Annotated in this window: 22 protein-coding genes; 14 read left to right on the top strand and 8 right to left on the bottom strand. The window is 72.8% G+C overall.

All coding sequences use genetic code 11. The annotated features are described in order from the left end of the window. Positions 1 to 122: 122 nt before the first annotated feature. From cofD to AB0K03_RS25010, 3 genes are read left to right on the top strand one after another with little or no spacing between them, the layout of a single operon-like run. On the top strand, positions 123 to 1,088 hold the full coding sequence (gene cofD / locus AB0K03_RS25020) for a 2-phospho-L-lactate transferase (protein WP_364688888.1): 966 nt from the start codon (positions 123 to 125) through the stop codon (positions 1,086 to 1,088). After that, positions 1,085 to 2,098, top strand: coding sequence for a coenzyme F420-0:L-glutamate ligase (locus AB0K03_RS25015; RefSeq protein ID WP_364688885.1), 1,014 nt, complete (start codon positions 1,085 to 1,087; stop codon positions 2,096 to 2,098). Before cofD ends, AB0K03_RS25015 begins: the two co-directional genes overlap by 4 nt. Before the next feature lie 17 nt (positions 2,099 to 2,115). Then, complete coding sequence (locus tag AB0K03_RS25010; protein WP_364689224.1) at positions 2,116 to 2,646, top strand: NUDIX hydrolase; 531 nt, start codon at positions 2,116 to 2,118, stop codon at positions 2,644 to 2,646. Positions 2,647 to 2,770: 124 nt separating this feature from the next. On the opposite strand, the gene AB0K03_RS25005 is transcribed toward AB0K03_RS25010, so the two are convergent. After that, on the bottom strand, positions 2,771 to 3,886 hold the full coding sequence (locus tag AB0K03_RS25005) for a sugar phosphate nucleotidyltransferase (RefSeq protein ID WP_364688882.1): 1,116 nt from the start codon (positions 3,884 to 3,886) through the stop codon (positions 2,771 to 2,773). A gap of 22 nt (positions 3,887 to 3,908) precedes the next feature. Next, on the bottom strand, positions 3,909 to 5,057 hold the full coding sequence (locus AB0K03_RS25000) for a glycosyltransferase family 1 protein (protein WP_364688879.1): 1,149 nt from the start codon (positions 5,055 to 5,057) through the stop codon (positions 3,909 to 3,911). A gap of 171 nt (positions 5,058 to 5,228) precedes the next feature. Between AB0K03_RS25000 and AB0K03_RS24995 the strand changes: the two genes are divergently transcribed. Then, positions 5,229 to 5,948: a TIGR03089 family protein gene (locus AB0K03_RS24995; RefSeq protein ID WP_364688876.1), complete on the top strand. Its 720-nt coding sequence runs from the start codon at positions 5,229 to 5,231 to the stop codon at positions 5,946 to 5,948. Here AB0K03_RS24995 and AB0K03_RS24990 read toward each other — a convergent pair. Together AB0K03_RS24990 and AB0K03_RS24985 are read right to left on the bottom strand one after the other, a co-directional pair. Continuing rightward, positions 5,945 to 7,864 (bottom strand): acetoacetate--CoA ligase, encoded by a 1,920-nt coding sequence (locus AB0K03_RS24990; RefSeq protein ID WP_364688873.1) that lies wholly within the window; start codon positions 7,862 to 7,864, stop codon positions 5,945 to 5,947. The genes AB0K03_RS24995 and AB0K03_RS24990 overlap by 4 nt on opposite strands. Before the next feature lie 61 nt (positions 7,865 to 7,925). After that, positions 7,926 to 8,381, bottom strand: a complete 456-nt coding sequence (locus tag AB0K03_RS24985) for an acyl-CoA thioesterase (protein ID WP_364689221.1) — start codon at positions 8,379 to 8,381, stop codon at positions 7,926 to 7,928. A gap of 155 nt (positions 8,382 to 8,536) precedes the next feature. Between AB0K03_RS24985 and AB0K03_RS24980 the strand changes: the two genes are divergently transcribed. Together AB0K03_RS24980 and AB0K03_RS24975 are read left to right on the top strand one after the other, a co-directional pair. Next, the gene (locus AB0K03_RS24980) at positions 8,537 to 9,592 is read left to right on the top strand and encodes a hypothetical protein (RefSeq protein WP_364688870.1); all 1,056 of its coding nucleotides are present in this window, start codon (positions 8,537 to 8,539) and stop codon (positions 9,590 to 9,592) included. Between the two features lie 10 nt (positions 9,593 to 9,602). Then, complete coding sequence (locus AB0K03_RS24975) at positions 9,603 to 10,364, top strand: sulfite exporter TauE/SafE family protein (protein WP_364688867.1); 762 nt, start codon at positions 9,603 to 9,605, stop codon at positions 10,362 to 10,364. Between the two features lie 7 nt (positions 10,365 to 10,371). Here AB0K03_RS24975 and AB0K03_RS24970 read toward each other — a convergent pair whose 3' ends face one another. Continuing rightward, on the bottom strand, positions 10,372 to 10,932 hold the full coding sequence (locus AB0K03_RS24970) for a Uma2 family endonuclease (RefSeq protein ID WP_364688864.1): 561 nt from the start codon (positions 10,930 to 10,932) through the stop codon (positions 10,372 to 10,374). Positions 10,933 to 11,086: 154 nt separating this feature from the next. Here AB0K03_RS24970 and AB0K03_RS24965 point away from each other — a divergent pair, with 154 nt between their 5' ends. The 6 genes from AB0K03_RS24965 (at position 11,087) to AB0K03_RS24940 (ending at position 14,123) form a co-directional block, all read left to right on the top strand. Beyond that, positions 11,087 to 11,485 carry a YbaB/EbfC family nucleoid-associated protein gene (locus AB0K03_RS24965; protein WP_364688861.1) on the top strand — a complete coding sequence of 133 codons (399 nt, stop codon included), beginning with the start codon at positions 11,087 to 11,089 and terminating at the stop codon, positions 11,483 to 11,485. 3 nt (positions 11,486 to 11,488) lie between these two features. Further along, entirely contained in the window at positions 11,489 to 11,803 is a 315-nt protein-coding gene (locus AB0K03_RS24960; RefSeq protein ID WP_364688858.1) for a hypothetical protein, read from the top strand. Beyond that, positions 11,800 to 12,501: a hypothetical protein gene (locus AB0K03_RS24955; protein ID WP_364688855.1), complete on the top strand. Its 702-nt coding sequence runs from the start codon at positions 11,800 to 11,802 to the stop codon at positions 12,499 to 12,501. The genes AB0K03_RS24960 and AB0K03_RS24955 overlap by 4 nt, the downstream gene beginning before the upstream one ends. A gap of 256 nt (positions 12,502 to 12,757) precedes the next feature. Beyond that, the gene (locus AB0K03_RS24950) at positions 12,758 to 13,171 is read left to right on the top strand and encodes a hypothetical protein (RefSeq protein ID WP_364689218.1); all 414 of its coding nucleotides are present in this window, start codon (positions 12,758 to 12,760) and stop codon (positions 13,169 to 13,171) included. Further along, positions 13,161 to 13,610: a SitI3 family protein gene (locus AB0K03_RS24945; RefSeq protein ID WP_364688852.1), complete on the top strand. Its 450-nt coding sequence runs from the start codon at positions 13,161 to 13,163 to the stop codon at positions 13,608 to 13,610. The genes AB0K03_RS24950 and AB0K03_RS24945 overlap by 11 nt, the downstream gene beginning before the upstream one ends. A gap of 30 nt (positions 13,611 to 13,640) precedes the next feature. Beyond that, on the top strand, positions 13,641 to 14,123 hold the full coding sequence (locus tag AB0K03_RS24940; protein WP_364688849.1) for a hypothetical protein: 483 nt from the start codon (positions 13,641 to 13,643) through the stop codon (positions 14,121 to 14,123). 205 nt (positions 14,124 to 14,328) lie between these two features. Here AB0K03_RS24940 and AB0K03_RS24935 read toward each other — a convergent pair whose 3' ends face one another. After that, positions 14,329 to 15,483, bottom strand: coding sequence for an acyl-CoA dehydrogenase family protein (locus tag AB0K03_RS24935; protein ID WP_364688846.1), 1,155 nt, complete (start codon positions 15,481 to 15,483; stop codon positions 14,329 to 14,331). Between the two features lie 150 nt (positions 15,484 to 15,633). Between AB0K03_RS24935 and AB0K03_RS24930 the strand changes: the two genes are divergently transcribed. Together AB0K03_RS24930 and AB0K03_RS24925 are read left to right on the top strand one after the other, a co-directional pair. Beyond that, a complete protein-coding gene (locus AB0K03_RS24930; protein ID WP_364688844.1) occupies positions 15,634 to 17,073 on the top strand; it encodes a UDP-glucose/GDP-mannose dehydrogenase family protein in 1,440 nt (479 codons plus the stop codon). Between the two features lie 135 nt (positions 17,074 to 17,208). Then, complete coding sequence (locus AB0K03_RS24925; RefSeq protein WP_364688841.1) at positions 17,209 to 22,503, top strand: SCO7613 C-terminal domain-containing membrane protein; 5,295 nt, start codon at positions 17,209 to 17,211, stop codon at positions 22,501 to 22,503. A gap of 163 nt (positions 22,504 to 22,666) precedes the next feature. On the opposite strand, the gene purE is transcribed toward AB0K03_RS24925, so the two are convergent. Together purE and AB0K03_RS24915 are read right to left on the bottom strand one after the other, a co-directional pair. Continuing rightward, entirely contained in the window at positions 22,667 to 23,164 is a 498-nt protein-coding gene (purE, locus tag AB0K03_RS24920) for a 5-(carboxyamino)imidazole ribonucleotide mutase (protein WP_199515632.1), read from the bottom strand. Beyond that, entirely contained in the window at positions 23,164 to 24,360 is a 1,197-nt protein-coding gene (locus AB0K03_RS24915; RefSeq protein WP_364688838.1) for a 5-(carboxyamino)imidazole ribonucleotide synthase, read from the bottom strand. The genes purE and AB0K03_RS24915 overlap by 1 nt, the downstream gene beginning before the upstream one ends. Between the last annotated feature and the right edge of the window lie 256 nt (positions 24,361 to 24,616).

The raw sequence follows: 24,616 nt of genomic DNA, 5'->3' as shown, positions 1-24,616 counted from the left end.
GCTCTCCTGATCGGCGACGGATGACGGACGGGTGGAAAGATCGGCTCACTCTAGTCCGATACGCGCATCACACCATCGCCCCGCGCGCCGCGGATCGGCGGCGGGTGCGCAAGGATGGTCGGATGCGGATCGTGGTCCTGACCGGGGGGATCGGTGGCGCCCGGTTCCTGGTGGGCGTGCGCGCGTACGCGCGGCAAATCGGCGCCGATGTCACGGCTGTGGTCAACGTCGGTGACGACGTACGCCTGCACGGCCTGCAGATCTGTCCCGACCTGGACAGCGTCATGTACACGCTGGGCGGCGCGGCCGACCCGGAGCGCGGGTGGGGGCGGGTCGGCGAGACCTGGGTCGTCAAGGAGGAGCTGGCCGAGTACGGCGCCGAGCCGAGCTGGTTCGGTCTCGGCGACAAGGACACGGCCACCCACCTCGTCCGCACCACCATGCTGAACGCGGGCTACCCGTTGTCGCAGGTGACCGCCGCGCTGTGCGAGCGCTGGCAGCCGGGCATCACCATGCTGCCGGCCACCGACGACCGGCTGGAGACCCATGTGGTCGTCGACCTCGACGGGCAGCGCGCCATCCACTTCCAGGAGTGGTGGGTGCGTTACCGCGGGGACGTGCCGACGCACCGGTTCGTCTTCGTGGGCGCGGACAAGGCGAAACCCGCCGCCGGGGTGCTCGAGGCGATCGCGGCCGCGGACGTGGTGCTCGTGGCCCCCAGCAACCCCGTCGTCAGCATCGCGCCGATTCTCGCCGTACCCGGGCTCAAGGAGGCCGTGGTGGACGGCCCGGCGCCGATCGTGGGGGTTTCACCGATCATCGGCGGGGCACCCGTGCGCGGGATGGCCGACCGCTGCCTCGCGACCCTGGACGTCGAGGTGAGCGCGGCCGCGGTGGGTGCCCTGTACGGCGCCCGCTCGGCCGGTGGCCTGCTCGACGGGTGGCTGGTCGACGAGGCGGACGCGCAGGCCGCGGTCCCCGGCGTACGCGTCAAGGCCGCGCCGCTGTGGATGAGGGACGAGGAAGCGACGTCCGCGATGGTCGCCGCGGCGTTGGAGCTGGCGGGGGTGGAGGGAGGCACAGCGTGACGGACGGCTTGGAGATTCTGCCGGTGCACGGCATCGGCGACGTGACGGCCGGGGACGACCTGGCCGAGCTGATCACCCGCAGCGCGCCGTGGCTGCGCGACGGCGACGTGCTCGTGGTGACCAGCAAGATCGTGTCGAAGGCGGAGGGTCGCCTGGTCGAGGTGCCGGCGGACGGCCCGGAACGCGAGGCCGCCCGCGCGGAGGTCCTCGCCGCCGAGACGCGGCGGGTGGTGGCCCGGCGCGGCGCGACGGCGATCGTGCAGACCCACCACGGTTTCGTGATGGCGGCCGCGGGCATCGACGCGTCCAACGTGGACAAGACCCACCTGGTGCTGCTGCCCGAGTCCCCCGACGACTCGGCCCGGCGGCTGCGGGCCGGCCTGGCGGCGCGCGGCCTGCACGTCGGCGTGATCGTCTCGGACACGATGGGCCGCACGTGGCGCAACGGGCTCACGGACGTGGCGCTGGGCGCGGCCGGGATCGAGCCGTTCCGCGACCATCGCGGCGAGATCGACCCGTACGGCAACGAGCTGCAGCTCACCCAGATGGCCGTGATCGACGAGCTGGCCGCCGCGGGCGAGCTGGTGAAGGGCAAGTGCGACCAGGTGCCGGTCGCGGTGGTGCGCGGCTATCCGGGCGCGGGCGCGGCGGAGACCCCCGGCGCGGACGTCCTGCTGCGGGACGCTGCCAGCGACATGTTCTCCTTGGGTACGGCGGAAGCCCACGCGCAAGGCCTGCGCACGGCGGCGACGCTGCCGGAGGCCGCGACCGACGAGCCGGCGAGCGCCGAGGCGGTGCAGCGGGCGATCACCACGGCCGGCCTCGACGGCGTGGTGGCCGTACCCTCGCCGCAGACGCTGCGGTGCACGGCCACGGACGCCTCGCCCGCCGGGCTGATGCGCTTCGGCGCGGACGTGCAGCGGCTCCGGTCGGCGCTGGCCGCGGAGGGCCTGGCGTCGGCGGTCGCGTACGACGAGACCGGCGCGACCATCGCGGTCTCCGGGTCGTGAGCCTCTTCGCCGACGCCATGAGCGTCCTCTCCGGCTGGCCGGCCACGTCGGACGCCGCCGATCTCGCTCGCAAGCGCACGCTGGAGCTGCTCGGCGCGGGACCCGTGGCGATGACCCGGGCGCACCGGCCCGGTCACGTCACCGCCAGCACGCTGATCGTGGACGACCGGCGCCGGGTGCTGCTCTGCCTGCACGGCCGCCTCGGGCTGTGGATGCAGGTCGGCGGGCACTGCGAGCCGGGCGACGCCACGCTCACGGCGGCGGCGCTGCGCGAGGCGACGGAGGAGTCCGGGATCGCCGGCCTGCGTCTCGACCCGGAGCCGATCGACGTCGACGTGCACGCGGTCCGCTGCGCCCCGGCCGGCGGGGAGCCGGCCGGGCCGTCCTGGCACTACGACGTCCGCTTCCTCGCCGTTGCGCCGGCGGGTGCGGTGGAGCAGATCAGCGACGAGTCGGCGGCCCTCGCCTGGTTCGCCGCCGACCGGCTGCCCACGCCGCTGGCGAGTGGGGTGAAGCAGCAACTGGCCCCGGCGTTCGCCCGGCTGTGACCGGCCGCCACCCGGCCCGGCAGCCAGGCGGCCGGCGCGGCAGCCAGGCGGCCGGCGCGGCAGCCGGTCGGCCGGCGCGGCAGCCGGTCGGCCGGGCGGTCGGCTGGCGCGGTAACCCGGCGGGTCAGATGTAGCTGATCTCGCCCTTGTCCTTGAGCTCGTCCACGATGGACTTGACCTCCTGGGCCCGGTCGCGCGGGCAGACCAGCACCGCGTCCGGCGTGTCGACCACGATGAGGTCGCGGACGCCGAGCGCCGCGACGAGCCGGCCGGAGTTCGGGACCACGACCAGGTTCTCGGTCTCGCGCAGGATCACCCCGGGCTTCTCGACCTCCTGGTGGCCGACGATCACGTTGCCGGCCTGGTCGGCCGCGAGGACCTCGCCGAGGGTGTGGAAGTCGCCGACGTCGTTCCAGCCGAAGTCGCCCGGGACCGTGCCGACCCGGCCGACCGCCGCCGCGCCCTCCATCACCGCGTAGTCCACGGAGATGCGCGGGAGCGTCTGCCACACCTCGCCGAGCACCTCCTCGCGGGACGCCGAGTCCCACGCCTGGGCGATGCGGGAGATGCCGGCGTGCAGTTGCGGCTGCTGGCGGGCGAGCTCGGCGAGGAACACGTCGACCCGCCACACGAACATGCCGGCGTTCCACAGGTAGTTGCCGGACTTCACGTAGCTCTCGGCCACGTCGTACGAGGGCTTCTCCTTGAACTCCTCGACCGCCAGCACCGTGCCCTCGCCGACCGGGCCGCCGCACTGCACGTAGCCGTACCCGGTCTCCGGGCGTGTCGGGGTGATGCCCAGCGTCATGAGCAGCCCCTGCCGGGCCCCGGCCATCGCCTGCTCGATGACGCCGATGAACCGCTCGCCGTCGGCGATGAGGTGGTCGGCCGCGAACGACCCCATGACCGCTTCCGGGTCGCGGCGGGCGATCACGGCCGCGGCGAGGGCGATGGCCGCGCAGGAGTCGCGCGGCGAGGGCTCGACGAGGATGTTCTCCTCGGGTACGGCGGCGAGCTGGCGCGACACGGCAGCCGCATGCGCCACTCCGGTCACCACGTACACCTGAGTCGGGTCGGCCAGCGGCAACAGCCGGTGCACCGTCGCCTGCAGCAGCGAGTCGTCCGTGCCGGTCAGCGGGTGCAGGAACTTCGGGTGACCGGCGCGCGACAGCGGCCAGAGACGAGTACCACTGCCACCTGCGGGGATGACGGCGTAGAGCCCACCCGGATTCTCACTCATGCGCACGGAGTGTAACGAATCGTCAGACGGCGGCCACGCGGTTCCAGGTCGAGACGTGCACCTCGGCGCTGGAAGCCCAGGTGAACTCCTTGGCCCGGTCGAAGCCGGCCTTGGCCAGGGTGACCCGGCGCGGCTCGTCGTGCAGCAGGTCTGCGAGGTCCTGCGCGATGCGGTCCGGCTCCTCGGTCGTGTACGCGACCGCGTCCCCGCCGACCTCGGGCAGCGACAGCCGCGGCGTGGTGAGCACCGGCGTGGCGCAGGCCATCGCCTCGAGGATCGGCAGGCCGAAGCCCTCGCCGAAGGACGGGTAGCAGGCCACCAGCGCGCCGCCGAGGAAGCCGGGCAGGTCCGCGTACCGCAGGTAGCCGGGGCGCAGCAGCCGCAGGTGCGAGGGCACCTCGGCGACGGCCCGGTCGATGTCGTCGTCGTGGCCCTGGCCGCCCGCGATGACCAGCGCCGGCGGGTGCGGCCAGTCGCCGACCGCCCGGGCCCAGCCGCGGATCAGGTTGGGCACGTTCTTACGGGGCTCCTTGGCGCCCAGGAACGCGACGTAGCCCGAGTCCCCGAGGCCGAGGCGGGCCCGTACGCGCGCCTTCTCCTCCTCGGTGGGCGCGTGGAAGGCGGTGTGGTCGACCCCGTGGTACGCGACGTCGATGTGCGTCGGGTCGGCGTCGAGCAGCCGGATCAGCTCGTCGCGGGTGGCCTTGCTGGGCACGATGACCCGGGCGGCGCGGCGCAGCGACGTCTTGATGGCGCTGCGGAAGAACGTGCGCTTCGTGTTGTCGTAGTGCTCCGGCTCGGTGAAGAAGGTCGCGTCGTGCACGGTGACCGTGACCGGACATCCCGCCCGCAACGGGCACGTGTAGAACGGCGAGTGCAGCACCTGCGCGCCGACCTGCTGGGCCAGCAGCGGCAGGCCGGTCTGCTCCCAGGCGAGGCGGGCGGGGCGGTGCGCGACCGCGGCGGGGCCCGCGATGACCTCCGCGCCGGCGAGCATCCGGGAGTAACGCTCCGCATCGGAACGCTGGGCCACGACGGCCAGGTCGATGCGCTCGCCACCGATCGCGGCGAGGGCGCCGAGCAGCCCGTCGACGTATCTCCCGACACCGCCTCGGTCGGCGGGGACGCTCGTGGCGTCGACGAGGACTCGGGGCGGACGACCGGCGGTCACGTGGCAACTCCTCACATCTGTGGGCCAGACCACTGGCAAGGGTACGCCGCTCGATGCCTCCTGTGTCGACCGCGACGCCCGCCGACACCGCTTAGTTGTTTCCTCTTTACCCCGTCGTCCCGGCCCGGCAGCATCCGCTCACTGTCAGTCATCCGACTATCGTGAAATCCGATGACTGAGACGATTCCGGCAGCCCTCGCGGCCGCCGTCCGCCGTGACCCGACGACGCCGCTGCTGACGTGGTACGACGACGCCACGGGGGACCGCACCGAGCTGTCCGGCGCCACGATGGACAACTGGGTCGCCAAGACGGCCAACCTGCTCGCCGACGGCGCCGGGCTGGCCGTGGGAGATCCGGTGGCGGTGCTGCTCCCGCCGCACTGGCAGACCGCGGCGATCCTGCTCGGCGCGTGGGCGGCCGGGACGACCGCTCACCTCGGTCCCGAGCCGCACCCGGTGGACGTCCTCTTCACCTCTCCCGCCGGGATCGAGGCCGCGGCCACGTGGCAGGCCGGCGATCGTTACGCGACCGGTCTCCTGCCGCTGGCCATGCCGCTGCGCGAGCTGCCGGCCGGCTACGCCGACTACACGATCGAGGTACGCGGGTACGGCGACCGCTTCGTCCCGTACCAGCCGGTGGACGCCGACGATCCCGCCCTGCCCGGCCGCAGCCACCGGGACGTGTCGCGTACGGCCGCCGCCCGCGCGGAGGAGCTCGGCATGACCGCGGGCGCCCGGGTGCTCATCGACGCCGCGCGGCACCCCGATCCCGCCGACTGGCTCCTCGCCCCGCTCTTCGCCGGAGCCAGCGTCGTCCTCTGCGCCAACCTCGACCCGGCGGCGCTCGACAAGCGCGTCGAATCGGAGAACGTGACGCTCACGCTGGCTTAGGCGCGGTCCTTCGCGTACTCCTCGAAGGCCGTCAGCGACTCCGGGTTGGCCAGCGCGCCCTTCGCCGCGGCCTGGTCCGCCGGTGTGCCGGTGAGGATGCGTTTCACCGGGACCTCGAGCTTCTTCGCCGACAGGGTGCGCGGCACCGCGCGTACCTGATGGATCTCGTCGGGGACGTGCCGCGGCGACAGCGCGGCACGCAGCTCGGCCCGGATCCGGCCGCGCAGGGCTTCGTCGAGCTCGAGGCCGTCGGCGAGCACGACGAAGAGCAGCAGCTCGTCCTGCTGGTCGAGGTGGACGACGACCGAGTCGGCGATCTCCGGGATGCCCTCGACGACCGAGTAGAACTCGGCGGTGCCCAGCCGCACGCCGCCGCGGTTCAGGGTCGCGTCGGAGCGGCCGGTGATCACGCAGGTGCCGTCCTCGCCGATCGTGATCCAGTCGCCGTGGCGCCACACGCCGGGGAACACGTCGAAGTACGCCTCGAAGTAGCGACGGCCGTCCGGGTCGTTCCAGAACCCGACCGGCATGCTCGGCATCGGCGCGGTGATCACCAGCTCGCCCAGCTGACCGATGACGGGCTTGCCCTGCGGGTCGTACGCCTCCACCCGCGCGCCCAGCGCCCGGCACGAGATGACGCCCTCGACGACCGGCAGCAGCGGCGTCCCGCCGACGAAGCCGGTGCACACGTCGGTGCCGCCGGACAACGACTGCAGCTGCGGCTTCTCCCCCAGCGCCTCGTAGATCCAGCGGAATCCCTCGGGCGGCAACGGCGCGCCGGTCGAGCCCACGCCGCGGATCACGTTCGGCGGCGGCTGCACCCCGGCCTTGCGGCACGCCAGGATGAACGGTGCCGACGTACCGAAATAGGTGACCCCGGCGTCGGCGGCGAGCCGCCAGAGCTCGCCCAGGCCGGGGTGGCCGGGATTGCCGTCGAAGAGCACGATCGCCGCGCCGACCGCCGGGCCCGACGCCAGGAAGTTCCACATCATCCAGCCGGTCGTGGTGAACCAGAAGAACCGGTCCCCCGGGCCGAGATCGTGGTGCAGGGCCAGCATCTTGAGGTGCTCGAGCAGGATGCCGCCGTGGCCGTGCACGATCGGCTTCGGCAGGCCCGTCGTGCCCGACGAGTAGAGCACGTAGAGCGGGTGACCGAACGGCACCGCGGCGAAGGTCAGCGGGTCGTCGCCGTCGAGCGTGTCCCAGTCGCCCTCGCCGCCGAGGTACGGGATCGTGATGACGCGTTCGACGCTGGGCAGGGCCTCGCGGATCGCCGCCACCTCGGCGCTGCGGTCGATCGCCTTGTCGCCGTAGCGGTAACCGTCGACCGCGACCAGCACCTTCGGCTCGATCTGCGTCCAGCGGTCGATGACGCTGCGCACCCCGAACTCCGGCGCGCACGAGGAGAAGACCGCGCCCAGACTCGCGGTCGCCAGCATGAGGACGTACGTCTCCGGGATGTTCGGCGCGTACGCCGCGACCCGGTCGCCGCTCGCGACGCCGAGCCGGCGCAGCCCGGCGGCGACCCGCCGGACCTGGTCGCGCAGCTGCCGGGCGGTGAGCGTGACCGGCTCGCGGGTCTGCGAGTACGCGATGACGACCGGATCGTCGTCGCCGAGGCCGGGCATCCGCAGCACGTGCTCGGCGTAGTTCAGCGTCGCCCCGGGGAACCACGTGGCGCCCGGCATGGTGGCGTCGGCGAGGACCGCCGTCGGCGCGGTGTGCGCGATCACCTCGAAGTAGTCCCAGACGGCCTGCCAGAAGCCGGTCAAGTCGGTGACGGACCACTCCCACAGCCCGGCGTAGTCGCCCACGTCGATGCCGCGCTCGGCGCGCAGCCAGGTCAGGAACCGGCCCATCCGGGAGGTCTCCAGGACGTCCGCCGGCGGCGTCCACAGCACTGTGCCCGTCGTCATGCCGACACCTTAACGGCTACTCAGCATGGCTGGCCCGGGCCGTCGGCCCGCATTCCTCCGCTTATTCGGCATGGCTGGCCCGGGCCGCCTGGATCGCTTTTCTCCGGGCCAGTCGGTGCTCGCGGCGGATGATCGCCTCGCGGAAGCGCCGCTCGTCCTCCGGCGTCTCCGGCACGACCGGCGGGACCGCCCGCGGATGCCCCGAGACGTCGACACCGACGAACACCAGGTAGGCGGTGGCCACGGTGATCGGATCGCCGCCGGCGGTGTCCCACCGCTCCGCGGTCAGCCGTACGCCCACCTCCATCGAGGTGCTGCCGGTCCAGTTCACCTGCGCGTACGCGTGCACGAGGTCGCCCACGCGCACCGGCTCCACGAACACGATCTCGTCGATCGCGGCGGTCACCGCGGTCCCGCCGCTGTGCCGGGCGGCCGCCGCGCCGGCCACGTCGTCGACGAACTTCATCAGCACGCCGCCGTGCACGGTGCCGTACAGGTTGACGTCGACCGCGCTCATGATCCGGCTCAACGTGACACGGGAGTGCGAGGTGGGCCGTCCCGAGAGGGAGCCTTCAGTCCGCTTGTGGGTGGCGGCGGGGTGGTCGGACGGGGGCTCACTCATGCCCGATACGTTAATTCCTGCCGGTTGCCGTCCCCGGGTACGGTCCGCTCGTGCGACATCTCCGGTCGATCCTGTACGCCCTCGTGCTGGGCCCGGCGGCGTGGATCCTGTGCGGGGCCGGGTTCGACGAGGACCTCACCGGACGGGCTCGCGACAACGGCGGCCCCGAGTCCGTGGGCGGGCTGCTGCTGCTCCTGCTGGCTGGGGCGGCGTACGCGATCCTGCTCTTCGCCCCGATCTCCCCGGCCGGACCGCTCACCGCCGGCGCGGCCTTCCTCGGGGTCGGCGCCTGGGCGCGCATCGCCCCCGACGCGTACGCCGGCATCTGGCCGGCGGAGATCGCCAAGGGCGGCTTCAACCTCAGCACCCCCGGGTACGGCCTCGCGCTCCTGCTCGCCGTGCCGCTGCTGTGCACGGCGCTGAGCGCCCGCCGCTGGGCCGGGTACGAGCCACCGCAGGTCGTGTTCATCGGCACGCTCGGCCGCGCCCGCGGTGCCGCCGCCGTGCCGGGCACGCCGATGGCGTCCGAACGCACGACGGTCTTCGCGGTGGACGACGAGGATGAGAAGACGACGCTGCTGTCGGGGCTCTTCCCGGCGCAGGAGCAGGAGGCGCACTCCGGGGTGCACTCCGAGGTGCACTCCGGGGCGCACTCCGAGGCGCCGACGCAGGACGTGGCGAAGTCCGAGGAGGTCACCACCGTCCTCTCTCCGGCTCCGCCGACCACGGACGGCGAGAAGACCCAGGTTCTCGGCCCGGCCGAGGTGCCGGGTGACCGGACCCAGGTCCTCGCCCCGGTCGACGTGGCGGGTGACCGGACCCAGGTCCTCGCCCCGGTCGATGCTGCGCCGGAGCTCGATCCCGAGGCCGGTGAGGCGACGACCAAGGCGATGTCCGTCGTCGGCGAGGAACGGCCCGACCCGGCGCAGGACCCGACCACGCGGCTGACGCCCGTACCCGCGGCTCCTGCTCCTTCTCCCGTGCGGGAGAAGACGACCGTGGCCAACCTGGAACGCCCGGCCGACGAGGCCGCCGACGACACCCGGCCGATCACCCTGCCGGCGCCGCGCCGGCCGGACGAGGACGAGACCACCCGCCGCCTGTAGGTTCGACCGCGTGCTCGAGCCGCTCGCGATCTTCGCCGCCGGCTTCTGGGCCGGCATGATCAACGTGGTGGTGGGCTCGGGCACCCTGGTCACGTTCCCGACGCTGGTGCTGTTCGGCTACCCGCCGCTGGTCGCGAACGTCTCCAACAACATCGGCCTGGTCGGCGGCGGCATCTCGGGCACGTGGGGCTACCGCCGCGAACTCACCGGCAAGACCGGACACCTCAGACGGCTGCTGCCCGCGTCCGCCCTCGGCGGCATCACGGGGGCGCTGCTCCTGCTCGTCCTGCCCGCATCGGCGTTCCAGGCCGTCGTCCCCGTCCTGATCGCCCTCGGCCTGCTCATGGTGGTGACCGGCCCGGCGCTGCAACGCCGGGCGGCCCACCGCCACACCCACGGCCCGTCGCGCACCCGCGAAACCGCGCTGGTCATCGGAACGTTCCTGCTCGGCATCTACGGCGGCTACTTCGGCGCCGCCCAGGGGGTCCTCATCATCGGCCTGATGAGCGTCCTGACCGCGGAGTCGCTGCAGTCCATCACGGGCCTCAAGAACCTGCTGACCACGGTGGTCAACGCCCTGGCCGCGATCACGTTCATGGTGGTCGCCTGGAACTCGGTGGACTGGACGGTGGTCGCGCTGATCGCGGCGGGGGCCACGCTGGGCGGCCTGGCGGGGGCGCGGTTCGGGCGAAGGCTCTCGCCGGTGCTGATGCGGACGCTGATCGTGGTGATCGGGCTGATCGCGATCGCCCGCCTGCTCTTCTTCGATTAGGGAAGGCTCAGAGCCCGGGCAGGTGATCCGCCGGCGACGTCTGCAACAGCCAGGCCAGCGGCATCTGCGCTTCCTTCTCGTAGGCGGCGTCCGATCCCAGCCGATACAGGGTCACGGTCAGCGCGGCGTCACGCGCGATCGTCCAGTACTGCGGGATGCCGGCCTTCGCATACTCCTCCACCTTGGCAACCTGATCGATCGCTTCCGCTCCCCGTGAAATGATCTCGACGACCAACAGCAGATCCGTGACGGAGAGCCATACCGCACGGTCCTGCGGCTTGGCCCAGACAGACAGGTCCGGTATCCGCCCGCCGTCCCCCTCAGGGCCCGGGATCCGGATCCCGGCGACCTGCATGAGCTGATCGAGCGGCACACCGGCCGTGATGAGCCAGGCCATGAGTCGAGTGGCGATGACGGCGTGCTCGCTGTCAGGGGGCGGCACGACGGAAAGCACTCCTTCGGGACTGGTCTCATATCGACGGCCATGGGTGTCGGCGGAGATCATGGCAGCCAGGTCATCGAGCGTGATGACGGCCGGCATGTGCCGCCCTACGGCCTCTGCGCTCATGCCGCCATCCTAATTCCCGCGAACCCGGCGAAAGCCGGTCGGCGAGGGCCTGTGGAAAACGCTGATACCGAACCCGGCGGACGAACAACGGCCTCAGAAGCGTGGCGGGCGTTGATAGGCTGCGGACGATGAACGGCAGCTACGGGCACGTGCGATGACCGGCGGCTTTCCCGAGGGCGAGGGACTGCTCGACCCGGACGGCGCGCGGGCTTACCTGGCGGATTGGAAGAGCCGGATCGACCGCAAGGCCGCCGATACCCAGGCCATGAGCGACCGCCTCGGCCACCTGCGGGTCACCGCGGAGGACGGCAACGGCATCGCCGAGGTGACGATCGACTCGGGCGGCGTCCTGGTCGACCTGCGGCTCACCGACCGCATCCACCGGCTCGCGCCGGACGTCGTCTCGCGGGCCGTGCTCGGGGCGCTGCGGGAGGCCCGGCGCAAGGCCGCCGAGCAGTCGCGGCAGATCATCACGGAGACGATGGGCGGCGACTCGGTCGCCGCCCGCACGATCGCCGACCGCCTCGACCACCAGCTGCGCGACGGGGAGTGACGGATGGCCGACGGGTTCACCGTGGACGTCGCGCAGCTGCGGGCGCACGCGGCGAAGATCGACGCGGTGCAGCGGCGGTTCGCCGCGGTCAAGGCCGCGAGCGCGGCCATCGCCCAGGACGACGCGGCGTACGGGATGCTGTGCGCCTGGATGTCCGCGATCCTCGAGCGCCGGCACGTGCGGCAGGACCAGCTCATCGCGTACGTGGAGGAGAACCTCGGCCTGGCCGCGGACGCGCTGATCCGCACGGGTGACGACTACGACCAGGTCGACGGGACGGCGGCGGACCGCGTCCACCGCGCGGGACGTTTGTCATGACCGGCGAGTCGCTGGTCGCGCCGGTCACCTCCACGCGTACGGCCTGGACCGGCCTGTCCCTGGCCGACAGCTTCCAGGGCCTGCACCAGTCGGTCGAGAGCGGCAGCTGGGTCGACCAGGCGCTGGCCGGCGGCGCGTTCGCCACCGAGGTCGCGGCGACCGTCCTCGACCCGTTCAGCGCCCTGCTCTCCAACGGCCTCGGCTGGGCGATGGAATACTTCGACCCGCTGCGCGAGATGCTCGACCAGCTGGCCGGCATCCCCGACCGCGTCGCCTCCCACGCCGCGACCTGGACCAACGTGGCGGGCGAACTCCAGTCGATGGCCACCGACCTCGAATCGGCGCTCGCCTCGGACCTGCCCGACTGGCAGGGACCGGCCGCCGAGACGTACCAGAACCTGATGGTCAACAACGTCAACGCCCTGGACGGCCTCGGCGTGCTGGCCGCGACGATGGCCTCGGCCACCCAGGCGGCGGGCAACCTGGTCTCCTTCACCCGCGACATCGTCCGCGACCTAATCGCCGACCTGGTCGCCCGGGTCATCGTCTGGGCGGCGGAGTCCCTCCTGGTCGTGACGATCCCGGTGGTGGCGGCCCAGATCGCCTCGGCGGTGGTGAAATGGGCGGGCCGCATTCTGAGCTACACGAGCGCGCTGATCACCAGCCTGCAGAACCTGACGACGCTCCTCGAAGGCTGACCCGGTGCCGAAACGGCCGCACGGAGGAGACGAAGAGAGCGGCGCCCACCGCGGCCGCGGCCCCGGTGCAGCGCACAGTGTCCGAGGCGGTCAAGAGGCGGTGGCTGACGCCGCCCTGGCAGGGCGGGCAGGCGCCGAGCGCACGGGCCGCCAGGCAGACAACTTCGTCACCCATGCGACCGGCGAGCCGGGCGGCGTCCCGGCGGGCCGCCCGACCTACAACAACCCGGACGATGACGAACCCACCCGCCTCTCCATCGAGCGCGAGAACATCGCTGCGACGCGCCTGGCAGAGCGGGGATACCGGATCAAGCAGAATCCCACGCCGGACGAAGTCTCCCGAGCGCGTCAGGACACCGGCGACACCGGAAACCCGAGGTCGCACCCGGACTACCTTCTCGAGGGCAGAGTGTTCGACTGTTATTCGCCCACGAACGTCGCCAAGAGTCCGCGAGGTGTGTGGTCGGGTGTGTCCGACAAGGTCGTCAAGCTCAAACAGACCCAGCGCATGGTCGTGGATCTCGAGAACTGGCAAGGCGACATGTCGGCCCTGCGCAGACAATTCCGGGACTGGCCGATGGAAGGCCTGAAGGAGGTCAAGGTCATTACGCCCGAAGGCGATATCGTCCAGATTCCCATCAACCGCGAGGAGCCTCCGCATGGCGCTTGAATACGAGCTGACCCTCGCTGGAGCAACCTCTCTCGAGGAGTTGGCAGAGCGTGCACTGCCCGATCCGGCCGAACGCCCGGCCGGGACGGAATCGCCGCTCTTCGTCGACCTCTTCGAACGCTACGGATTTGCGGTCTGGGTGTCGGCCGGCCGGAACGGCTACGTGGATGTCGAGACGGACAGCGGCGCGTGGGAATGGGAGCCGGACTTCTACGTGTCGGTCACCTTTCGCATGGACAAGTTCGCCGACTCGTCATGGAAGGTGACCAACATGCTGACCGTCGTACGACGCGTACTAGGCAGCGGCCCGGAAGACGCCGTCCTAGTGTTGAACAGTGACGTACTGCTGCTCACCCGTTTCGACGGCGTCCTTAGCAAGCACCGAAGGAACGAGTGGTGGGATCACTACGCCGGCGCGAACGACATCGTTCCCGGGTGAACGGTGGAGCGGCTTCGCGAGCATGCCGACATGAGTTCTGATCGCGCAGAACGGTGGGTCCCCGACAGCCCCGAGTTTCTCGCGGCGCAGCACCGCGCTGCCGCACGCGACGGCGTGCTGTCCGGCCGATACGTCCTGGTCGACGGGGACTTGCTGCGACAGGCGTACGGGTCGTGGAGCCCGCAGGGTGTGCGCGTGGTGACAACCGCCGGAAGCCCTGGCGCCGGCGAGGACTTCCCTGGCTTCTGGACCGCCGTGGTGCCCCACGAACACGTCGCGTTGGCCGTCTCCTTCACCACGACGGCCCGCCACCGAGACGGTGGCGTGCTGCAACTGAGGGCACCGGCCGGCGCCGGTGTCCGCGCGGTCTGGTGGCGTGGCGAGAACGACGACGCCGCCCACACCATCCCGGCCGGGTTCGTGTGGGAGAAGAACGACGACTACTACCACGGAACGGTGGAGTGGGAGGATCTCGGCGACGTGACGGTCGCCGTGAGGTTTCACCCCAGGTGACGACCACCGCGTGATCGGCGTCGCCGACGCTACTTCACCCTACTTAACACAAGAACTTGCGAGGTGTTAAGTAGGGTGACAACCAACCTTCGCACCCTGACCGAGGCGGGGACCGTCATCGCCGTCGGGGCAGCTCAAAGCCCCAAGCGACGCTACCGGTGGGTCGGGGACACAGTTTCGTCCTGACTGCCCGTCGGCGGGTCGATCAGTCCTTCAGGAGCTGCCGGGCCATCACGATGCGCTGCACCTGGTTCGTGCCCTCGTAGATCTGGGTGATCTTCGCGTCGCGCATCATTCGCTCGACCGGGTAGTCGCGTGTGTAGCCGTACCCGCCCAGGATCTGGACCGCGTCCGTCGTGATCTCCATGGCCGCGTCCGAGGCGAAGCACTTGGCCGCCGCCCCGAAGTACGTGAGGTCCGCGTCGCCGCGTTCGCTCTTGCCGGCTGCGACGTACGTCATCTGGCGGGCCGCCTCGAGCTTCATGCCCATGTCCGCGAGCATGAACTGCAGGCCTTGGAAGTCGGCGATGGGCTTGCCGAACTGCTTGCGTTCCTTGGCGTACCCGAGGGCGAAGTCGAGCGCGCCCTGGGCGATGCCGACCGCTTGGGCCGCGATGGTGACGCGGGTGTGGTCGAGGGTCTTCATCGCGGTCGCGAAGCCGGTGCCTTCGTCGCCGATGATGCGGTCCGCCGGGATGCGGACGTTGTCGAAGTAGACCTCGCGGGTGGGGCTGCCCTTGATGCCGAGTTTCTTCTCCGGCGCGCCGAAGCTGACGCCCTCGTCGGACTTCTCCACGACGAAGGCCGAGATGCCGCGGGAGCGGGCGGCCGGGTCGGTGACCGCGAAGACCGTGTAGTACTCCGACACTCCCGCGTTGGTGATCCAGCGCTTGACGCCGTTGAGGATCCAGTAGTCGCCGTCGCGGACGGCGCGGGTGGTCATGGAGGCGGCGTCGCTGCCCGCTTCGGGCTCCGAGAGACAGTACGAGAACATCGCCTCGCCGCGGGCCACCGGCGGGAGGTAGCGCTCCTTCAGAGAAGTGGAGCCCGCCAGGATCAGGGGCATCGTGCCGAGCTTGTTCACCGCCGGGATCAGCGAGGAGCTGGCGCACGCACGCGCGACCTCTTCGATGACGATCGCCGTGGCGAGGGCGTCCGCGCCGGCGCCGCCGTATTCGACCGGGATGTGCGGGGCGTGGAAGTCCGAGGAGCGCAGGGCCTCGTACGACGCCTTGGGGAACTCGCCGCTCTCGTCGGCCTCGGCCGCGTTCGGCGCCACGCGGGCGTCGCAGACCTCGCGGACGGCCGCCCGGATGGTCTCGTGGTCCTCCGGCAGCTGATAGACGTCGAACTCAGACATGGCTGTGGCCCCTTCTCTGCGACTCCGCGGCCCTATGTTACCGACGCGTAGGGTACGCGCACTATCCTCGCCCCGGACGGCGGTCGGACGATTTGTGCGACCCCATGAGAAGGTGTTTGCCACGTACCCCTGGTGACTGGAGTTCACAGCGTGACCATCCCGTACCCGACCACGCAGACCGTACCCGCGTTTCCGGAGGTCGAGGTGCCGTCCGGCGCTCCCCGGCCGCGGCTGGCGTTCCTCGGCACGGGCTACCTGGGTGCCACGTACGCCATCTGCTTCGCCGAGCTGGGTTACGACGTGCTGGGCTTCGACGTGGACCAGCCGAAGATCGCGAAGCTGGCCGCCGGGCAGGTGCCGTTCCACGAGCCGGGGCTGGACGAGCTGCTGCGGGCCAACCTGAACTCGGGGCGGCTGCGGTTCACCACCTCGTACGAGGAGGTCGCGGAGTTCGCCGACGTGCACTTCATCTGTGTGGGCACGCCGCAGCGCGCGGACGGCATGGGCGCCGACCTGGCGTACGTGGAGGCTTCGGTGACCAACCTCGCCCGGCACCTGAAGCGGCGGGCGTTGATCGTGGGCAAGTCCACGGTGCCGGTGGGTACGGCCGAGTGGGTGGAGCAGCTGGTCGCCAAGCACACCGACCCGGAACTGGGCATCGAGGTGGCGTGGTCGCCGGAGTTCCTGCAGGAGGGCTTCGCGGTCGAGGACGTGCTGCGCCCGAACCGGATCGTGGTCGGCGTCAAGACCGAGTGGGCCAACGGCATGCTCTACGCCGCGCACAAGGGCGTGTTCGACCTGGCCGCCACCGAGGACCGTGAGGTGCCGCTGGTGGTGACCGACTTCGCCACGGCGGAGCTGGTGAAGGTCGCCGCGAACGCGTTCCTCGCCACGAAGATCAGTTTCATCAACGCGATGGCCGAGGTGTGCGAGGTCGCCGGGGGTGACGTGACCCAGCTGGCCAAGGCGATCGGGTACGACCCGCGTATCGGTAACCGGTTCCTGCAGGCCGGCGTGGGTTTCGGCGGCGGCTGCCTGCCCAAGGACATCCGCGCGTTCCAGGCCCGGGCCCAGGAGCTGGGTGCCGGTGAGGCGCTGCGCTTCCTGCACGAGGTCGACCTGATCAACCAGCGGCGGCGCACGAAGGTGCTGCAGCTCGCGGCCGAGCTGCTGGGCCGCCGCTCGGGCCCGGCGGGCCCGGACCTGTCCGGCACCCGCATCGCCGTGCTCGGCGCGGCGTTCAAGCCCAATTCCGATGACGTACGCGACGCGCCCGCGCTCGCCGTCGCCGCGGGCCTGGCCAAGGCAGGCGCCGACGTGCACGTGTACGACCCGCAGGGCATGGACAACGCGCGGACGGTCCAGCCGCAGCTCACGTACGAGACCTCCATGGCCGAGGCGGTGGCCGGCGCCGAGCTGGTGTGCGTGCTCACCGAATGGGCCGAGTTCCGCAACGCCGACCCGCAGGCGCTCGGCGAGCTGGTCGTGGGCAAGCTCGTCATCGACGGCAAGAACTGCCTGGACCCGGTCCTGTGGGCCCGGGCCGGCTGGCAGTACCGCGGCATGGGAAGGCCCGCCCCTGCACTCTGACGGCTGACCGAATGATGGCTGCGGCCGCGAACCTGCCGGGTTCGCGGCCGTTTCCATTGATCTCGACCCGCTTGGGACTGTTCTAATGAGGTGTCGGAAGGGCATGCTTCCGGTGGGGCGGGTCGAGGAGGTGCCGTGGCGCAGGCGCAGGAGCCGGACAGCTACGACGAGGAGTTGGCCCGTATCGAGGCGTCCATCGCGGAACTGAAGATCCGCGACATGGAGGCGGCCAAGGAACGCACCACCATCGCGAGCAAGATTCAGGCCGCGCAGTTCCAGCGGGACATCCTCGCGCACGCGAACCAGCAGCGGAAACGCGCCGCGGCGAAGGCTGCCGCGGGCCGGCGCCTGCGTCGGCGAACGGCGGAGGGCGCGGCCGCCGCCGGGGCCGCGGACACCGCCGCCGGGCTCGCCGGATCAGCCCGCCGGCCCGCGCCGACGCCCGGGCAGCCGGTGGGGGCGAGAACGGCCGCCGCGGCCGGAGCTCCCGCCGCAGCCGCACCCGCCGAGGGCCGGCCGTCCTGGTCGCCGCCGGGAACGCCGTACACCGGGCCGCCCGGGCACGCCACCGACGGCGTGACCGTGCTGGTCGACGATCCGCCGCCCACCGAGGAGCCGCCGCCGGGCGCGCCGCCGCGGCGCCCGCGGGTCGCGCCGCTGCCGCCCGAGCCCGCGCCGCACGCGCCGGAGACCTCGTCGCAGTCGGTGCAGAACATCCTGCTCGGCCTGAGCGCGCTGGTGCTCGGCGTCGCCGCCGTCGTCTTCGCCGGCGCGGCCACCAACGCCGTCGGCCGGGCGTTCATCCTCGCGATCTTCACGGCCGTCGCGCTGGCCGCCGCGCCCGTGATCTCCCGCCGGGGCCTGACCTCGACCGGCGAGACCCTCGCGGCGGTGGGCCTCATCCTGCTGCCGATGAGCCTGTACGCGTTGCACGGCAGCCCCGCGTTCGGCGGCTCGAGCGTGCCCGCCCCGGTGTTCCTCGGCGTCACGCTGCTCATCACCGCGGCGGCGTCGTTCGTCTACGCCGGTGTCACGCGGCTCGCCGCCCCGCGGTACGCCACGGTCGTCGCCGTGCAGCCGGTGCCGCCGCTGCTGGCGTACCCGATGATCGAGAGCCCGGCCGGCTGGGCGCTGGCGCTGACCGCCGTGGCCGTCGTCGACCTGCTCCTGCTCACCACGGTGATCCGCCGGGGCCGGCTCGTGCCGCGCTGGCCGGTGGGACGCCCGGTGGCCGCCGACCGGGAGTCGCTGGCCGAGGCCGACGCCCGCGACATCGGCGCCCGCGACTTCGCAACGCGCGACGACCCGGCGGACCCGGGCTCCTACAGCGGCTCCGCGCAGGCCGCCGAGGCCGATCCGGCCGCGGCCGACGCGGGCTACGACACGCCGGACCGCCCCGAGTCCCAACCCGAGGAACCCGACCTGATCATCGACGGGCTGACCGGGCGCCGCCGCCGGCGCTGGCTGCCCACGCGGATCTTCCCCGGCCCGCGCCCGGCCGGCGCGCCCGCCGCCGGGTCCGTGCCACTCGCGCCGCCCGCCACGCCGCCCTCGGCCGGCTGGCTGCGGCAGCTCACCTTCAGCCTGCTGTGCATCGCCGCGGCGGGCGCGCTGCTGTACGCGACGGCCGCGCTGCTGAGCGCGGACGCCGTGGCTGACGCCGTACGCTCCGGATTGATCTTGATCTTGGCCGCCGTGATCGCGTCCGCGGCCGCGCGGATGGTCGACCACGTCCTGGCCCGCAACATCGCCGGGGCCGTGCTGACCCTGGCGGTCATCGGCGCCTGCGCGCGCATCGCCGCGGTCGGCTCGCCGGCCTGGACCCTCGCCGCCGCGTCCGCGGCCGTCGCCGTCACCGGGGCGGCCGTGCGCATGCTCGCCGACGAGGTACGGCGCGGCCCGCAGTACGCGTCCGCCGCGGCCCTCACGCTCATCGGGCTCTTCGTCGCCGTCGACGCCCTGCGCGCGGCGCTCGCACCGGTCCAGGCGGCCCGGCCGGTCTGGAACGCCGACACCGCCGCGTACGCGGGCCGGCTCGCCGCGGCGGCCGGCGAGTCGGGCTGGCTGCTCGCGCTCAGCGCGCTGCTGCTGACCGTCGCCGCCGCGCTCGCGCTCCCCACCGAGTACAGGTGGGAAGGCGCGGTCACCGGCGTCGCGCTGACCGCCCTGTCCGTGCCGTCGTCGCTGGGTCTGCCCTGGTCGGAGGCGCCCTGGCCGCTCGTGGTGGCGGCCATCGGCATCGGCGCGGCCGGCCTGCTCGCGCCGACCCGCCGGGTCGCGATCGCCCATGTCGCCGCGGCCGGCGTCGTCGGCCTCTTCGGCGCCGGCGCCGCACTGAGCGCGTCGTGGCTGACGGCCGCGGTCCTCACCGCGCTGGCCGGCGCGGGCGTGATGGTCGCGGTCGGGGCCCGCCAGATCCCGGTACGCCTGTACGCCTGGCTGATCGGTGACTGGGCGTCCGGGGCGGCTGCCCTCGCCATCCCGGGAGCCGTGGTCACCGCCGTGCTCGCCGTCCACGACCGCGGCGACGGGCCGCCGCCCACCGAGGCCGTCACGGTCCCCGCGCTGGCGCTGGGCTTCCTCGCGGTGGCCGGCACGCTCACGTACGCGGCGGTGTTCCAGGTGGCCCGCCGCGAGGTCAGCGTTCCGATGACCGCCGGCACCGGCCTGGGCGCCGTCGCCCTCGCGCTGGCCGCCCTGCTCGCACCGGGTTCCACCGCGCCCGACATCTGGGTCGGCGCGCTCCTCCTGGCCGCCGCCGGCCTGCTGTTCTTCGCCAAGTCGCTGGACAACGGCCGGCGCGCGGACCGGATGCTCGACGGCCCCGACATCGCCGCCGCGGCGGCCACCGTGGCGGTCTGCGGCGCCCTCGCCCGGGTCGCCGCGCTGGCCTTCCCGGACGCGCCGCTGGCCGTCGCGGCCGTCATGGTGCTGATCGTCGCCTTCGGCGTCCGCGCGTTGCCGGCCGACTGGCGCCGCGGACCGGTCCGCGGCCTCGCCGTGGCGGGCCTGGTGGTCGGCGTGATCGCCGGCTGGCAGGCGCTCGGCAACGGCCTGCGGATCATCGCCGCGCCCGGCCCGGTCTGGGCCTCGGACATCGGCGCCCTGCCCGCCACGGCTCCCCCGGGCGCCTGGCAGGCGCCGTTCGCCCTGCTCCTCATCGCGATCGCGGCGGCCTCCGCCCTGCCCCGACCCTGGAAGTACGACGTCAGCTCGATCTGCGTCGCGCTCGCCACCATCGGCACGCCGGCCGCCCTCGGGCTGCCCTGGTGGTCGCCACTGCTGATCGGCGGCGCGGTCGCCCTCGGGTACGGCGTCGCGTCCGCGGCCGCCACCGACCCCCGCGACGCCCTCGACCGGGCCGGCGTCGCCGCCGTGGTGGCCCTGCACGCCGCCGGCACCGGGCTGATCCGGCCGTGGGCCACGGCGGTCGCGCTGGGGCTCATCGTGCTGACCTGCGTGCTGGTCGCCTGGCTCTCGCGCACCGGCCTGAGCCCGCAGGAGCGCCGGGAATGGGCCCAGCGCGCCGTGGCCGAGGACGGGGTCGCCGTCAGCGACGACACAGGCATGCCGCGGCATCGCGCGCAGATCGGCGGCGCGGCCACCCTGGGCGCCCTGCTCGCCGCCCCCGGCATCCTCGCCGCGATCGCCGCCGAGCAGCACCGTACGGCCCAGGTGGTGCTGACCGCCGCGCTGGCCGGGTCCAGCCTCGTGCTGGCCCTGCTCGCCGCCGCCGGCCGCGCGATACCGCAGTACCTGCCGTGGGCCACGATCGGGCTCGTCGGCGGGGCCACGATCACGGCCGTGGCCTCCATACCCAGCGACTACCCGACCGCCCTGTACGCGGCCGCCGCCGCCCTGCTCGGCGTCGTCGCGGAACTGCTGCGCGGCGCCGTACCGGCCCCCGGCCTGGCCGTCGCCGCGACGCCGTCCTGGCGGGGCCCGGTCCGGAGGCCGAAGTACACCGCGCCGAGCTACGCCGACGTCCGGTGGGGTCCGGTGCGTCCCGGCCTGCTGCGCGGACGCTGGCTCGTCGACCCGGCGACCGGCGCGGTCGTGGTGGCGGCGCTGCCCACGCTGCTCGCGCTGGTGTCGATCGCCCCGGCGCTGCGGGCGGCCCTGTTCGACCCGATGCAGCAGCTGCGCGCGATCTGGGACGGACCCGTCGAGGCCCTCACCAACCCGGCGTCCGGCAGCGTGGACGGCACCAGCGTGCTGGCGGCGGTGCTGCTGACCGTGGCGGCCGCCCTCGCCGCGCTCGGCTTCGGCGGCAAGCCCGCGGAGGCCGTACCGGTGATCCTGCCCGGCCTGGCGATCACCCTGTTGATCACGCCGATCGCGCTGGACGCGCGCTGGCCGACGTCGACGTCGGCGGCTCTCGTCGTGTTCACGATCGTCATGCTGGGCCTCGCGCTGACCCCGCCGCCGGTCTCCAACCGCGCCGGGTTGCTGCGCACCACCCGCACCATCGTCTTCGTCATCGGCCTGCTCGCCGGCGGCGCCGGCTTGTCCGGCAGCCTGGCAACGCACGAGCTGACGCTGTTCACGCTCGGCTCGGCGGTCGGCGTCGGCCTGGTCGCCGCGGTGGCCGGCCGCAGCCGGCACGCCCGCGTCCTGGGCTGGCTGTTCGCCGCGACGATGGGCCAGTCGTTCGTGCTCGCCGTCGCGCTGATCGCCGGCCTCACGGCCGAATGGGCCTCCTTCGGGGTCCTGGCCGTCGGCGCGGCGCTGCTCGTGCTCGAGGCGGCCCTCCCCCGGCTCGGCCTGCCCGAATACCGCCTCGAGGCCACCACGGTCGAATGGAGCGGGTACGCGTCGGCGCTGCTGGCGGGCGCGCTCGCCTACGACTCGCCGTCCCACCTCGCGGCCCTGCTCGCCGCCTGGGGTGCGATCCTCGGCCTCGCGGCGACCCGCCCCGGCCGTACGCCGGCCCAGCGCCGCAACCTGTTCTGGCTCGCCGTCGGCTTCGAGATCGTCGGCATCTGGCTCTTCGTGGCCCTCGCCGACGTGGCGCTGCCGGAGGCGTACACCCTCCCGTTCGCGGCGCTGGCCCTGCTCGTCGGCGTCATCGAAGCCCGCCAGCGGCCCGATCTGAGCAGCTGGGCCGCGTACGGCCCGTCCCTGCTGGCGGCCTTCGTACCGACCACCGGCCTGGTCATCGCCACGAACGCGGGCGACCTGCGCGAGCTGCTGCTCCTGCTCGGGGCGGTGACGACACTGATCATCGGCTCGCGGCTGCAGCAGCAGGCCCCGGTGGTGATCGGCGCGGCGGCCACGGCGGTGGCGACGATCCACTTCGCGACGACGCTGGTCGGGCCCTGGCTGGTGCTCGTACCGGTGGGGGTGGTCCTGCTCTTCCTGGGCGCGACCAACGAGAACCGGCGGCGTACGCAGGAACGGTTGCGGGGGGCCCTGGTCCGGCTGCGCTGACCTTTCCGTCAGGGCGGCCCTCCGGGCGCGCCGGCGCGGGCCCAGCTTTCCAGGCGCGGGCCGGCTTTCCGGCGCGGGCCGGCTTTCCGGCGCGGGCCGGCTTTCCGGGGACGGCCGTGCCGGCCGCCTTTGGGACGCCGGCCGGGCCGATTTTCCGGGACGGTCAGCTCATCAGGCGTGCGCGCAGCGCGGCGTCCTTCTCGGCGACGACCTGCTCCAGGTTGGACTGGAAAGCCTGCATCTTCTTCAGCAGCACGGGATCCGAGGCGCCGAGGATCCGCACGGCCAGCAGCCCCGCGTTGCGAGCTCCACCGATCGACACGGTCGCGACCGGCACGCCGGCCGGCATCTGAACGATCGAGAGCAGGGAATCCATGCCGTCGAGATACTTGAGCGGCACGGGTACACCGATGACCGGCAGCGGGGTCAGGGCCGCGACCATGCCGGGCAGGTGGGCCGCACCGCCGGCGCCGGTGATGATGACCTTCAGGCCGCGGTCGGCGGCCGAGGACGCGTAGTCGACCATCTTCTGCACCGTACGGTGTGCCGAGACCACGCCCACCTCGAACGGGACCTCGAACTCGGCGAGGGCCAGCGCCGCTGCCTCCATAGTGGACCAGTCGGAGTCGCTGCCCATGATGAGGCCGACGGAGGGTGCCATCATTCGCCTTCCTGGAGCCGGCGGGCGGCGCGTGCCGCTCGGGCGCGTACGGACGTCATGTCGTCGCCGAGCACCGTCACGTGCCCGATCTTGCGGCCGGGGCGCACCTGCTTGCCGTACAGGTGGACGCGGACGCCCGGATCGTCGGCGAAGAGGTGGTGCAGCCGCTCGTCGATCGACATGCCGCCGGCGGGCCCGCCGAGCACGTTCGCCATGACGACGGCCGGGGCGGCCGGCGAGGTGTCACCCATCGGATAGTCGAGGACGGCCCGCAGATGCTGCTCGAACTGGGAGGTCCGCGCGCCCTCGATGGTCCAGTGCCCGGAGTTGTGCGGCCGCATCGCCAGCTCGTTGACGACGATGCCGGCGTCCGTCTCGAACAACTCGACCGCGAGCAACCCGACGACGCCGAGCGCGTGGGCCAGGTCGATGGCCAGCTGCTGCGCCTCGACGGCCCGTTCCTCGGAGAGGCCGGGTGCGGGCGCGAGCACCTCCACGCAGATGCCGTCCCGCTGCACCGTCTCCACGACGGGATAGGCGGCGACCTGCCCGAACGGCGACCGCGCGACCAGGGCGGCCAGCTCCCGCCGCAGCGGCACCTGCTCCTCGACGATCAGCGGCGTGCCGGTGGCGACGAGCTCCTCGGCAGCGGCGGCGTCGCCGAGCATCCAGACGCCCCGGCCGTCGTACCCCCCACGCACGGCCTTCGCCACGACGGGCCAGCCGGCACCGGATCCCCCCGCTGCGGACGCGTCCACCGCCGTCCCGGCCGCCGCCAGCGAGGCGGCGAAGTCGACGACGTCCGCGGCGCTGCTCACCGCCCGCCAGCGCGGCACCGGCGCGCCCAGCTCACTCAGCCGCTCCCGCATCCGCTGCTTGTCCTGCGCGAACACGATCGCCTCTGCGCCCGGGTAAATCTTGACGCCCTCGGCGGCCAGCGCGGCGATGTGCCCGTTCGGCACATGCTCATGATCGAAGGTGACGGCATCGCAGCCCTTCGCGAACTCGCGAAGCGCGGCAAGATCGGTGTGCGTGCCGATACGAACGTCGGCGGCGACCAGCGCCGCGCTGTCGTCGGGCGACACGGAGAGCACGCGCAGGGACTGCCCGAGGGCAATCGAGGCCTGGTGGGTCATCCGGGCCAGCTGCCCGCCGCCCACCATGCCGACAACGGGAAGGCCGGTTCGAGTATCCATCGCGGCCCAAGCCTAACGACCCCGTCCCGCCGCTGGTGCGGGGGCCGGACCCAGCCCACCAGCCGGACAGCACCACCCCTGTCGCCGGCGGCCGCTGCCCGCACGAAGGACCGCACGGCACCGCCCGGGGCCGCCGACAACCGCCGCAACGCAGCCGTCGAACCGCACGGGCACAGCCAGGCTGGCACGGCCAGGCCCGCGCCGCACGGCCAGGCCCGCGCCGCACGGCCAGGCCCGCGCCGCACGGCCAGGCCCG

The organism is Actinoplanes sp. NPDC049316 (assembly GCF_040677315.1).
GTDB lineage: Bacteria > Actinomycetota > Actinomycetes > Mycobacteriales > Micromonosporaceae > Actinoplanes.
Note: the sequence above shows the minus strand (reverse complement) of the source record. Positions and strands in the feature narration are given on the sequence as shown.